Below are 12,815 nucleotides of genomic sequence, written 5' to 3' on the forward strand. Positions count from 1 at the left end.
GCGTAAGAATAATAGAAAGGGCTTTGCAACTACTGGGCCAGGGCGGCCCGCGTAGCTTGCGCATCTAACGCCAGTTGGGCCTTTAGCGCATCTAGGCCGGTATATTTTTCTTCGCCGCGCAGCCAGGCCACGAATTCCAGCGTTAGCTCCTGGTCGTATAAATCGCCGCTGAAGTCGAGCAGATTAACCTCAATCGTCTGCGCCAAACCGGCCCCGATGGTGGGCCGCACCCCGATGCTGAGCATGGCCGCGTGCCGCGTGCCGGCCGCCGTGGTGGTCCACACCGCATAAATACCCTGGGCGGGCACCAGCTTCAGCGGCTCGGTGGGCTGCAGGTTGGCGGTGGGGTAGCCGATGGTGCGGCCTAGCTTCTGGCCGTGCACCACGGTACCGGTGAGCGGATATTCGTAGCCTAGGTAGCGGGTGGCGGTGGCTACGTCGCCGGTGCGTAGCGCCTGCCGGATGCGCGTGCTGCTCACGCCCACCGCGTCCACGTCCTGGCGCGGAATCTCCTCCACCGTGAAGCCGTAACGGTCGGCGTGCTGGCTCAGGTACTCGAAGCCACCCTCGCGGTTTTTGCCAAAGCGGTGGTCGTAGCCGATAACTAAGTGCTTGGCCCCCACGGTTTTCAGGAGTAATTCCTGAATGTATTGCTCCGAGGTCCACTGCGCAAACTCGCGGGTGAAGGGCATCACCAGCAGGTAATCGACGCCGAACTCGGCCAGCCGCAATATGCGCTCGTCCAAGGTATTGAGCAGCTGCAATTCTAGCAGCTCGGGGTGGGTGGGCGGCGGACCCAGCACCAGCCGCGGGTGCGGCCAATAGGTGATAACCACCGCCGGGCCGCCCACGGCATCGGCCACCTGCCGCAAGCGCGCTAAAATGCGCTGGTGCCCGCGGTGCACCCCGTCGAAGGTGCCGCTCGTCACCACGGCGTTGGTGAGAAAAGGAAAGTCGGCTAGGTCGCGGATAACTTGCATAAGGCGCAGATGTGGCGGCAGCGGCTTACGCCGAGGGCGTGCCTTCAGGATGCAGCGGCAGGTCGGGGCCAGTGGCGGGTGCCCGGTCGGCCTGCTGCGAGGCATAGAAATCGAGGCCCACGCGGGCCGATTTTATCCGCTCGCGCCGCTGGCGGGGCGCTGGGGCTTCGCCGTCGGCCGGTTCGGGGCGGGGCGGGCGCAAGGCCTGCACCTCGGCCACCGTCCAGGCGTCGGCCAGGCGGTACTCGCCGATGCGGGTGCGCACCAGCCGCGTGAGGTGGGCGCCGCACCCTAAGGCCACGCCCAGGTCGCGGGCCAGGCTGCGAACGTAGGTGCCCTTCGAGCACACAATGCGGAAGTCGATGTCGGGCAAGGCGATACGCGTCAACTCAAACGCTTTTATCTCCACGGTTTTGGGCTTTATCTCAGCCTGCTCGCCCTTGCGGGCCAGCTCGTAGGCGCGCTGGCCATCCACCTTTACGGCCGAGAATACGGGCGGTATCTGCTCAATTTTGCCCAGGAAAGTAGCTACGGCGGCTTGAATCTCGGCCTCCGTGAGGTGGGCGTAGGGCTGCTCGGCGTCCACGGGCGTTTCGAGGTCGAAGCTCGGCGTGGTCTGCCCTAGGCGGAAGGTGCCTTCGTATTCCTTTTCCTGCGCTTGAATCTGGTCGATGTCCTTGGTTTTCTTGCCGGTGCAGAGAATAAGCAGGCCCGTGGCCAGCGGGTCGAGGGTGCCGGCGTGGCCGATTTTGCGCGGGCGCAGCGTGTTCTTCACCTTGCGCACCACGTCAAACGAGGTCCAGGTCAGCGGCTTATCGAGCAGCAGGACTTCGCCCGCTTCGAAATTGAAATCAGCTAATGCTTTCTTACTCATACTAGCTGCAAATTTACCCCTAGGCCGAGTAGCAGCAACAAGAAGCCACCCACGATGATGCGGTAGATGCCAAACGCCCGAAACCCGTACTTGGCCACGAAGCCCACAAACAGCCGAATGGCCAGTAGCGCCACTACAAAAGCCACCACGTTGCCGAGCACCAGCAGCTTGATTTCCTCGCCCGAAAACAGCTGGCCCAGCTCCACGCCGTGGGCGTGTGCCTCCTTATAGTAATCGTAAATGTCCTTCACGGCCGCCGCCGCCATGGTAGGCATGGCCAGGAAAAAGGCGAACTCGGCCGCCGCCCGGCGCGTCAGCTTCTGGCTGAGGCCGCCGATGATGGTAGCCGCCGAGCGGCTCACACCCGGCACCACCGCAATGCACTGAAATAAACCAATAAACAGCGCTTCCTTGAAGCTAGGGTTAGTGACCGGGTGGCCGCCCGCCTGGGGGCTTTCCTGCGGAAACCACTTGTCGATAAACAGCAGCACCACGCCACCTAGGAGCAGCATCACGGCCACCGTCGTCACCGATTCGAGCAGCGCGTCGATGTGTTTTTTGAGCAGCAAACCCACCACTACGATGGGCAAAAAGGCCACCAGCAGCTTGAGGTAGAAGTCGAAGCTTTGAAAAAAGCGTTTCCAGTACACCACCAGCACCGACAGGATGGCCCCGAGCTGAATAACCACCAAAAACAGCTTGGCAAAGGGCGTCATGGCGACGCCCAGCAGCTGAGAAGCAATAATCATGTGGCCGGTGCTGGATACGGGCAGAAACTCGGTGAGTCCTTCCACGATAGCCAGCAGCAGCGCGTGCCAGTAAGTCATGTAGCAGTTGTGAGGTAAGTAGGTGTTTGAGAGTAGGTAAGGGCTGTCATTGCGAGGAGGAACGACGAAGCAATCGCATCAAAACGGGCTGTTTGGTGCGATTGCTTCGTCGTTCCTCCTCGCAATGACAAGCAGAATGTAGTGTTTGGAAACGCGCAAAAACTAGAGCCGCTTGTAAGCGGGCTTGGCCGGGGCGGGTGCGGGCACCACCGGAGCAGCGGCCGTGGGCGCCGTGATGGGTGCGGCCACGCCGGGGTGCGCCGGGGCCACTGGCACCACCTCGCCCGGGTTGCTGCGCACCAGGATGGCCGCAAACTCAATGATGAAGCCGATTACCAGTAATATGGGCCCTAGGGTGATACCTAGGAAGCCTTCGCCGTACTGTGCCCCGTCGAGCATCATCGTGATGAAGCCAGCGGCCAGCACGGCCAACCCTATCCACATGAGGCGGTAGTTGCGGGGGCCAAAGGCGAAGCGCGGGGCCGGAGTAGTTGCTTGCATGGTAGTAGTGTTTAGTGCTTAGTGGATAGTGTTTAGGGAGTGGGTATCAAACACTATCCACTAAGCACTTGATTAATACAATTCGTCGAGAGAAACACCGATGTACTTATTCACGGCGCGGTACGAGCTCAGGAAGCCGATAACGGTGCCGAGGCCTACCACTGCTATCAGCAGCAGGGCAATGAGGCGGTCGTCGCGCAGCAGCTTCAGCTGCTCCACTTCGAGGTAGGCGTATTGGAGCAGCGCCACCAGCACTAGGGCCGCCAGCGCTCCGCTGGCAAAGCCCTGCCACGTAGCCCGCCGCAAAAACGGCTGCTGAATAAAGAACCGCGTCGCGCCCACCAGTTGCATCGAGCGAATTAAAAACCGCTGCGAAAACAGCGCCAGCTTAATCGTATTATTTATCAGGATAACCACCACTAGCACGAGTACCGCCGCGAAGCTCACCAGCAAGAGGCTAATCTTGGTCAGATTCTGGTTGATGCTGTCGAATAGCGACTTGGGGTACTGAATCTCGAACACGCCGCGCTGGCTGCTCAGGCTTTGGCTCAGCTGCCGCAGGTGCATGGTATCGGTGTATTCGGGCCTGATTTTGAGGGCGTAGGCGTCGCGCAGCGGGTTATCATCCAGGAAAGTGCGGAAGTCCTCGCCGGTGCTTTCTAGCAGTTGCCGGGCGCCTTCCTCTTTGCTCACGAAGCGAAGCTGGGCGCGGCCGTCCTTCACGGCCACGTAGGGCTGGTGCTCCAGGTCTTGCTGGAGACGCAGCAGCTCGGTTTCGGGCAAGTTGCGCTCTAGGTACACTTGCACCTCCAGGTTTTCGCGCACTTGCTCGCTCAGCTTATGCGCGTGCAACAGCAGCAGGCCAAACAGGCCAATGACCACCAGCGCCAGCGTGATGCTAAACACTACCAGCGGGGTAGGGTAGGAGCCCAGTTTCTTTTTGCGGCGCTTCGGCATAGGCGGCAAAGGTACGGCCGCGCCGTTTTCAAAAAGTGTAGCGTTGCTACGCTGTGCGTTCTACAAGCTTAGGATGCGGGCGCCTCGGTCACGCCATTTAGCAGCCGGGCTTTACCGGGCAGCGTTTTGTGCCGCTCCTTGCCTAGGGCGGCGGCGGGCTCGGGCACCCAGTGGTGGCGGCCGCCGGCGCGCTCGTCGTTAAACTCCGTCGGAATGGTCTGCGCCGCAGTGCGCTCCTTCCAGGTGAGGTGCTGGGTGCCGTCGTCGGTGCGCTCCATCGTGATGCACTGCTCCACCGGGCACACCAGCGAGCACAGGTTGCAGCCCACGCAGTTCTCCTCAATAATGGCTGGCACCCGCGTACCGGCTTGCAGCCCAATGGCTTGGTGCGCGCCATCTTCGCAAGCCGTGTAGCAGAGCTGGCAGCCAATGCACTTGTCGGCGTTGATGTGGGCCGTGACCTGGTACTTCATGTTCAGGTCTTCCCAGTGCAGTACGTTGGGCAGAGCGCGGCCCACCATCTGGTCGATGGTTTCGAAGCCCTTTTCCGTCATGTACTGCGAAAGGCCCGCCGTCATTTCCCGAATAATGCCGAAGCCGAAGTGCATGGCCGCCGTGCACACCTGCACTGCGCTGGCTCCGAGCAAGATATGCTCTACCGCATCGCGCCAGTTCTCGATGCCGCCGATGCCCGAAATGGGCAGCTTGATGCCAGGGTGCTGGGCGCAGTTTTTCACCATGTTCAGGGCAATGGGCTTCACGGCCGGGCCGCAGTAGCCGCCGTTGGTGCCCTTGCCATCCACGATGGGGTAGGGCGCAAAGCGGTCTAGGTCAACCCCCACGATACTCTGGATGGTGTTAATCAGCGAAATAGCATCCGCGCCACCGCGCCGAGCCGCCAGCGCCGGCTCCGTGATATCTGAGATATTAGGCGTCAGCTTCACGATAACGGGCTTTTGGGCCACCTCCATCACCCATTCCACTATCATTTGCAGCACCCTAGGCTCCTGGCCCACCGCCGAGCCCATGCCGCGCTCGCACATGCCGTGCGGGCAGCCAAAGTTCAGCTCGAAGCCATCGGCGCCCGCATCCTGCGACGCCCGCACGATGTCGTGCCACTCCTGCCGGCTCTGCACCATGAGCGAGGCGATGACGGCGTGCTCGGGAAAGCGCTTCTTCACTTCCTCAATCTCGCGCAGGTTATCGGCCAGCGGCCGGTCCGAAATCAGCTCGATATTATTGAAGCCGATGAGGCGCTTGTCGCGGTAGTTGACGCCGCCGTAGCGGCTCGATACATTCACAACGGGCACGCCTAGGGTCTTCCACACCGCGCCGCCCCAGCCCGCATCAAAGGCCTTCATCACCTGGTAGCCAGAATTAGTAGGCGGCGCCGAAGCCAGCCAAAATGGATTGGGCGAATGGATGCCGGCGAAGTTTACGGAAAGGTCTGGCATGGCAGTAGCGCGGACTTTCAGTCCGCGAGTAGCGTAGAAAAAAGGGTTTGTGTTTGCGGACTGGAAGTCCGCGCTACTTGCTTAAATAGGCGTGAATGCCCCGCGCCGTAAGCTTCGCCTCGGCCGCGGCATTCACCACTTCGGCCCCGCCATTCCAAGCATCGCCCGAAGCAAAATATTTAGGGTTAGTGGTTTGGCCGGTATGCGCATTGGCCAAGATGCGGCCCTTCTCATCCAATTCCAAGCCTGGGATGAGACCTAAAAGGCCCGTCTGTTTGGCCTGGCCGGTAGCCAGTATCACCATGTCACAGTCTTGCACAAATTCAGAACCGGGCAGTTCCTGCACGCGCCCATCTACGGTAGCGGTGCGCACAAAGCGCACGCCCGACACGTAGCCGTCGCCCACTATTTCCACCGGGGCCACGTTGAATAAGCCCTTCACGCCTACGCTCTTGGCTAGGTCGTATTCGAAGCCGTAGGCGCCCATTTCCCCCTTGCCGCGGCGGTAGGCCAGTACCACGCTCTCCGCCCCCAGCCGCGCCGACTCGGAGGCGGCGTCCATGGCCGTGTTGCCGCCGCCCAGCACAATTACGCGGCGGCCCACCGCCATCTGGTGGTGCAGCTGGCGTAGGTCGGCAATGAACTCGACCGCGCCCACGCAGTTGCGCTGGGCCTCGCCCGGCAGCCCTAGGGTGCTGGTTTTGCCTAGGCCGATACCTAGGAAAATAGCATCGTAGCTCGCCTCTAAATCAGCTAGTTCCTCGCGGCTGGTAATGGGCGAGTTGTACTGCACCGCATACCCGAACTGCGCCTGCAAATACGTCATCTCGGCCAGCGCCTCTTCAGTAGTGATTTTATAGGGCGCTACACCGTATACCGTCAGCCCCGAGGGCTGTGCTTTGGCCTCAAAAACGTCCACGGCGTACCCTAGGGCCCGCAGCTCGCACGCACAAGAGATACCCGCCGGCCCCGCCCCAATCACCGCTACGCGCTTGCCATTGTCTGCCCCCGGCCCGAAGAGATGCTGGCCGCTGGCAATGACCTTGGTGGTGGCGTAGCTCTGCAAGCGCCCGATTTCTATCGGCTTCACTTCTTGCAAATTGTACACGCAGGCGCCTTCGCACAGCACCTCCGTGGGGCACACCTTGCCGCAAGCATTGCCGAAGTAGTTGGCTTCGTAAATTGTGCGGGCCGCGCCGGTTTCATTGCCACTGTTTATCTGCCTGATAAACTGCGGAATATCAATACCCGACGGGCACGCCTGAATGCACGGCGCATCAAAGCAAAACAGGCAGCGCGAGCTTTCATACAGCGCCTCGGTGCGGTTCATCGCCGGCTTGAGCTGCGCAAAGTTTCGCGCAAACTCTTGCTCGGTTGTGGGAGTAGAAAATTCGGCCATACTTATGCGTAAAAGTAGATAGGCTGTCCTTGCGAGCGCAGCGAAGTAATCGCACCTAAATAGCTCGTATTGATACGATTGCTTCGCTGCGCTCGCAATGACAGGCGATGTTTACAGCTCCACCAGCTTCTCGTAGGTTTCGGGCCGGCGGTCGCGGAAAAACTGCCAGGTCGAGCGCACCTCATCTATCATATCGAGGTCAAACTCGGCAATCAGCAGCTCGTCCTGGTCCTCGCTGGCCTGCGCAATCGTCTGGCCGCGCGGGTCCACGAAGTAGGACGTGCCGTAGAACCGCCCCAGGTTCCAGGGCTTTTCCTCGCCCACCCGGTTGATGCAGCCCATGAAGTAGCCGTTGGCCGCCGCGTGCGCGGGCTGCTCCAGTTTCCAGAGGTATTGCGAGAGGCCCGCCACCGTGGCCGACGGGTTATACACGATTTCGGCCCCGTTCAGGCCCAGCACGCGGGCGCCATCCGGAAAATGCCGGTCGTAGCAGATGTACACGCCCACCTTGGCGTACATGGTTTGGAACACGGGGTAGCCCAGGTTGCCGGGCTTGAAGAAGAATTTCTCCCAGAAGCCATTGGTGTGCGGAATATGGTTTTTGCGGTACTTGCCTAGGTAGGTGCCGTCGGCGTCAATCACGGCCGCCGTGTTGTAGAGCACGCCCGCCGACTCGCGCTCGTACACCGGCACTATCATCACCATCTGGTACTTCTTGGCGTATTCGGCCATGCGTTCGGTGGTGGGGCCGGGCACCGCCTCGGCCGAGGCGTACCACTTGCTGTCCTGACCGGGGCAGAAGTACGGGGTGCTGAAAATCTCCTGCAAACACAAAATCTGCACGCCCTGCCGGCCCGCCTCCTCAATCAGAGGCAGGTGCTTTTGTATCATCGCCTCCTTGATTTCGGCCATCGTGCCTTCGCCTTCGGTCATCGGCAAGCTCATCTGGATGAGGCCGGATTTGAGTATTCTGGGCATGAGTAAGTGAGGTAATATTGTTAACAATTAATTGATTGTCATGCAGAGCGCAGCGAAGCATCTCGCTTGCTTCGTTGTCAACGCATGATTTCACTACACCACGCGAGATGCTTCGCTGCGCTCTGCATGACCGGCATTTTTAAGTGTCGCCTGCTGATTAAAATGCTGTTTTGCTACGTTTTATAAACTGTCCGTAACCTTTGGCAACTTTAGTTTCGCCAGCCGCCACGGCCACCTGTCCACGCAGCAGCACCGTCTCGACTTTGCCCGTCACTTCCCAGCCTTCGTAGGCCGAGTAATCCACGTTCATGTGGTGCGTGGCGGCCGAGATAACGTGCTTCTTAGCTGGGTCAATCACCACTAAGTCAGCATCGGCGCCGATGCTGATGGTGCCCTTGCGCGGAAACATGCCGAAGATTTTGGCTGCGTTGGTGGAGGTCACTTCCACGAACCTTTGCAAGGTGATTTTGCCATCGCCGACCCCTTCCGAAAACAGCAGTTCCATGCGGTGCTCCACGGCGGGGTGGCCGTTGGGAATCTTTGAAAAGTCGTCTTTGCCCGCCAGCTTTTGCTCCCACAGAAAGGGGCAGTGGTCGGTGCCCACTACTTGCACCAGGCCCTGGTTGAGGCCGGCCCACAGCGCAGTTTGGTCTTTTTTCTCGCGCAGCGGCGGCGACATTACCACCTTAGCCCCTTCAAAATCATGCTGATACAGTGATGCATCGAGCAGCAGGTATTGAATGCATGTCTCGGCCAGCACGCGCTGGTTGCGGCGGGTAGCGTGGCGCACCTGGTTGAGGGCGCCCTCGCAGGTCATGTGCACGATGTAGGCCTCCGTACCGGCGTAATTGGCCAGGTCGGCAAAGCGGCCCGAGGCTTCGGCCTCCGTCACCTCGGGCTGCGAGAGGTAGTGGTAGAGCGGCGCGAGCTGGCCCGCGGCCCGGTGCTGGGCGATGAGCGAGTCAATCACGTCGCCGTTGGTGGCGTGGGCCGTCACGAGGCCGCCGTGCTTCTTCACCTCTTGCATCAGCCCGATGAGCTGCGCATCATCAATCATGAGCGAGCCTTTGTAGGCCATAAAAGCCTTGAAGGAAGTAATGCCCTCGGCTACTATCTCCGCGATTTCCGCCTTGGTATTCTCGTTAAAGTCGGTAACAGCCAAATGAAAAGAGTAGTCGCCCACTGCGTTGCCCGTAGCGCGGCCCTGCCACTCCTCCAACGCTGCGCGCAACGAGTGCCCCTGCTTTTGCAACACAAAGTCGATGACCGTAGTGGTGCCGCCGTGCAGCGCGGCGCGGGTGCCCGTCTCGTAGGTATCGCTGCTAAAAGTGCCCATAAACGGCATTTCGAGGTGCACGTGCGGGTCGATGCCGCCCGGCACCACGATTTTGCCAGTGCAGTCGAGTACCGTCGTGTCGGCCGGAACAGGCAAGTGGCGACCTAGGGCCACAATCTGCTCGCCCTCAACCAGAATATCGCAAATACCATCGGAGTCGGCCGTGACAACACGGCCGTTTTGCAACAGAATAGGCATGAGCAAGAATGGGGTTAATGCGTGTGCGCGTCGGCGATTTTCAAGGCTTCCGAAATGACAGCCAGCCCCTCATCCAGCTCCTCCTTATTGATACACAGCGGCGGGCAGATAAAAATATAATTCCACCGCACAAACGTGTACATTCCCAGTTCTTTAATCTTGGCGGCAACTTGGTTCATGACGCCCATTTGGTCGGGCGTGGCATTCCACGGCGCCATCGGCTCCTTGGTAGTGCGGTTCTTCACCAGTTCTAGGCAGCCGAAGAGGCCGGTGTTGCGCCAGTCGCCGATGCTGGGGTGCTGCTGCATGAGCTCGGCCACCTGCGCGTCGAGGTAATGGCCCATCTCCACGGTGTTTGCCAGCAGGTTGTCTTCCTCGTAAATGTCGAGCACGGCTACGGCCGCCGCGCACGAAACCGGGTGCGCCGAGTAGGTGAGCCCTAGGGGCAAGGGCTTGTCGTCAAATGACTTGGCGATGGCTTCATCGACCATTACCGCACCTAGGGGCAGGTAGCCGGCCGTGATGCCCTTGGCCAGGCACATGATGTCAACCTTCACGCCGTGGTGGTCCGAGCCAAACCACTTGCCGGTGCGGCCGAAGCCGCTCATCACCTCGTCGGCCACTAGCAAGATGCCGTGCTTGTCGCAGATTTCGCGCACCCGCTGCCAGTAACCGGGCGGGTACTTGATGCAGCCGCTGGTGCCCGACTCGCCCTCCAGAAAAATGGCCGCCACGCTGCCGGGGTTTTCGTAGCCAATAATGCGCTCCAAGGCATCGGCGGCGCGCTGGGCGCACTCTTCGGGCGTGGTGCTGTACCAGGGGCAGCGGTAGGCGTAGGGGTTTTCGACGTGCACCACATTGGGCATGGCTTGGCTGTCAACGGCAAACTTGCGCGGGTCGCCGCCCACGCTCATGGCCCCGTAGCTGGCCCCGTGAAACGACTGATAGAGCGCCACAATCTTGTGCCGGCCGGTGTAGATGCGGGCCAGCTTCACGGCATTTTCAATCGACTCGGCGCCCCCTAGGGTGAAAAAAGCCTTAGTGAGGTTGGCCGGCGTGATGTCGGCCAAGCGCTTGCCTAGGTCGCCGCGGGCCTTGGTTATCATGCCGGGGTACACGTAGCTCAGCTCGCGCATTTGGGCGGCCACGGCTTCAGTCACGCGCTGGTCGCCGTGGCCGATGTTCACGTTCATGAGCTGCGACGAGAAATCGAGGTAGCGCCGGCCATCACGGTCCCAGAGGTACACGCCCGCCGCCCGCTCTACGTTGATGGGGTTCAGGCCCGCCTGCTTCGACCACGAAAACAGCGTGTGGTCGAGGTTATCGCGCAGAATCTGCTCTTTGTCGAGGTCGAGGGTCGGCTGCATATACACTTGGCGAATTACTAAAGAGACATGCGAGTGAGTACTATTAAATATTCTCCGGATAATGGGTGCTGAACGTGACTTCTTCTATTCCTAATTCATTACACAATACATTAAATTTCTCTTCTGATAATGGCCCATAAATAGGTCTGTCTTGTGACTCATTTTGCGTTCGCTCAATAAGATAGTAGTTGGTGATAGACTCCAGCACTTTTTCATCATGCTCACCTGCGAGTGGGTGTTGTTTTACAAACAAATATTTCGAGTTGTACCCTACTGCAGCGATGTACGCAGGTACCACTTCTGAACCATCGCAGTATAGTGCCCGCTGCGCATGTACATCAATCCATGTCACTTCATACTTATCTACTATACTGTCTGTACCATTATCGAATAAGCCGAAGCAACTTGTCAGCGATAGCAGAGGAGCGATAACTAATGCTTGGTACCGACGCATATTCTAGCTCATCCAATTCGTCCGCGACTCGGGGTTCCACTTGGTTGTGGTCTTTTTGAGCTGCGTCCAGAATTCTATTGAGCTTTTGCCGGTGATGTCGCAGGCACCGAATTTCGACTCGTTCCAGCCGCCGAACGAGAAGGGCTCGCGCGGCACGGGCACACCGATGTTCACGCCTATCATGCCGGCGCTGGCGTGCTCCATCACGTAGCGGGCGTGGCTGCCGCTTTGGGTGAAGACGGCGGCGGCGTTGCCGTAATTGCTGGCGTTTTCGAGGGCGATGCCTTCGTCGAGGGTCTTGGCCCGCAGGATGGCCAGCACCGGGCCGAACACTTCTTCCTTGGCAATGGCCATGTCGGGCGTCACGTGGTCAATCACCGTCGGGCCCACGTAGTAGCCGGCCTCGTGGCCAGGCACTTGCGTATTGCGGCCATCGAGTAAGATGGTGGCCCCCGCCGCCTCGGCGTCGGTGATGTGTTGCTCGATGCGCGCCTTTGCTTCGCGGCTGATAACCGAACCTAGGTTCTGGCCGGGCACGATTTTCTTTGCCTCCTCCACCAGCTTGCTGATAATGTGGTCGACACCGCCCACGGCTACCATCGTGGAGCCGGCCATGCAGCGCTGGCCCGCGCAGCCCGACATGGAGGCGGCCACGTTGGAGGCCGTCATTTCGGGCTGCGCATCGGGCAGCACCAGCAGGTGGTTTTTGGCGCCCCCCAGGGCCACGCAGCGCTTGAGGTTGGCGGTGGCCCGGCGGTACACCACCTTGGCAATTTTGGTAGAGCCCACGAACGATACCGCCTGAATATCAGGGTGGTCGCAGATGGCCTCCACTATCTCGCGGTCACCGTTCACGATGTTAAGCACGCCGTTGGGCAGGCCGGCTTCCTTGAGCAGCTCGGCAATCTTGATGGCGCTCAGCGGCACTTGCTCCGATGGCTTCAGAACCAGGCAGTTGCCGAGTACCAGTGCGTTCGGGATGGTCCAGTGCGGCACCATATTCGGGAAGTTAAACGGCGCGATGCTGGCCACCACGCCCAGCGGCTTGCGCTCGATGCGGCACTCCACGCCCTTGCTTACCTCCAAAATCTCGCCTTGGATAAGCTGCGGCATCGAACAAGCAAACTCGGTAAGCTCAATGGCTTTTTCGACCTCGGCGCGGGCTTCGTCGTAGGTCTTGCCGTTTTCCTCGCGCACCAGGCCCGCCAGGGTGTGCATGTGGTGTTCCAGCAGCGTTTTATAGCGGTAGAAAATCTGGACTTTCTCCTTAATCGGCACGGCGGCCCAGGCCGGAAAGGCCGCTTTAGCGGCTTGCACGGCGGCATCAAGGTCGGCCGCGGTACTCAACGGCACGGTCGAAATCAACTCGCCACTGAGCGGGCTGTACACCTCTAGCGTAGGGGCCTGAGTAGCAGCGGTGAGCTGGCCAGCTACGTAGTTGCGGATGGCCGGGTACTTCAGCGTTTGCACTTCCATATTGCCGCAGGATT

General features: G+C 60.0%; 12 protein-coding genes. All 12 read right to left on the bottom strand.

The window, feature by feature from the left end; translation table 11 throughout:
- Window positions 1–29: 29 nt before the first annotated feature.
- The 12 genes from ACFSDX_RS04165 to ACFSDX_RS04220 all read right to left on the bottom strand — a co-directional run bounded on the left by ACFSDX_RS04165 (window position 30) and on the right by ACFSDX_RS04220 (window position 12,801).
- The gene (locus ACFSDX_RS04165; RefSeq protein WP_382311920.1) at window positions 30–980 is read right to left on the bottom strand and encodes a bifunctional riboflavin kinase/FAD synthetase; all 951 of its coding nucleotides are present in this window, start codon (window positions 978–980) and stop codon (window positions 30–32) included.
- Between the two features lie 25 nt (window positions 981–1,005).
- The gene (gene truB / locus ACFSDX_RS04170; protein ID WP_382311921.1) at window positions 1,006–1,854 is read right to left on the bottom strand and encodes a tRNA pseudouridine(55) synthase TruB; all 849 of its coding nucleotides are present in this window, start codon (window positions 1,852–1,854) and stop codon (window positions 1,006–1,008) included.
- A complete protein-coding gene (locus ACFSDX_RS04175) occupies window positions 1,851–2,681 on the bottom strand; it encodes an undecaprenyl-diphosphate phosphatase (RefSeq protein ID WP_382311922.1) in 831 nt (276 codons plus the stop codon). The genes truB and ACFSDX_RS04175 overlap by 4 nt, the downstream gene beginning before the upstream one ends.
- Window positions 2,682–2,843: 162 nt before the next feature.
- The gene (locus tag ACFSDX_RS04180; protein ID WP_382311923.1) at window positions 2,844–3,182 is read right to left on the bottom strand and encodes a DUF3098 domain-containing protein; all 339 of its coding nucleotides are present in this window, start codon (window positions 3,180–3,182) and stop codon (window positions 2,844–2,846) included.
- Between the two features lie 72 nt (window positions 3,183–3,254).
- Window positions 3,255–4,139, bottom strand: a complete 885-nt coding sequence (locus ACFSDX_RS04185) for a cell division protein FtsX (protein ID WP_382311924.1) — start codon at window positions 4,137–4,139, stop codon at window positions 3,255–3,257.
- A gap of 68 nt (window positions 4,140–4,207) precedes the next feature.
- Window positions 4,208–5,593 (bottom strand): NAD-dependent dihydropyrimidine dehydrogenase subunit PreA, encoded by a 1,386-nt coding sequence (preA, locus tag ACFSDX_RS04190; RefSeq protein WP_382311925.1) that lies wholly within the window; start codon window positions 5,591–5,593, stop codon window positions 4,208–4,210.
- A 73-nt stretch (window positions 5,594–5,666) separates the two neighbouring features.
- Complete coding sequence (locus tag ACFSDX_RS04195; RefSeq protein WP_382311926.1) at window positions 5,667–6,992, bottom strand: FAD-dependent oxidoreductase; 1,326 nt, start codon at window positions 6,990–6,992, stop codon at window positions 5,667–5,669.
- Window positions 6,993–7,103: 111 nt separating this feature from the next.
- A complete protein-coding gene (locus tag ACFSDX_RS04200; protein ID WP_382311927.1) occupies window positions 7,104–7,970 on the bottom strand; it encodes a nitrilase-related carbon-nitrogen hydrolase in 867 nt (288 codons plus the stop codon).
- Window positions 7,971–8,127: 157 nt separating this feature from the next.
- Window positions 8,128–9,504: a dihydropyrimidinase gene (gene hydA / locus ACFSDX_RS04205; protein ID WP_382311928.1), complete on the bottom strand. Its 1,377-nt coding sequence runs from the start codon at window positions 9,502–9,504 to the stop codon at window positions 8,128–8,130.
- A 14-nt stretch (window positions 9,505–9,518) separates the two neighbouring features.
- Entirely contained in the window at window positions 9,519–10,871 is a 1,353-nt protein-coding gene (locus ACFSDX_RS04210; RefSeq protein WP_382311929.1) for an aminotransferase class III-fold pyridoxal phosphate-dependent enzyme, read from the bottom strand.
- Between the two features lie 43 nt (window positions 10,872–10,914).
- Window positions 10,915–11,325: a hypothetical protein gene (locus ACFSDX_RS04215; RefSeq protein WP_382311930.1), complete on the bottom strand. Its 411-nt coding sequence runs from the start codon at window positions 11,323–11,325 to the stop codon at window positions 10,915–10,917.
- A 3-nt stretch (window positions 11,326–11,328) separates the two neighbouring features.
- Window positions 11,329–12,801, bottom strand: a complete 1,473-nt coding sequence (locus ACFSDX_RS04220) for a CoA-acylating methylmalonate-semialdehyde dehydrogenase (protein WP_382311931.1) — start codon at window positions 12,799–12,801, stop codon at window positions 11,329–11,331.
- Between the last annotated feature and the right edge of the window lie 14 nt (window positions 12,802–12,815).

The organism is Hymenobacter bucti (assembly GCF_042681145.1).
Taxonomy (GTDB): domain Bacteria; phylum Bacteroidota; class Bacteroidia; order Cytophagales; family Hymenobacteraceae; genus Hymenobacter; species Hymenobacter bucti.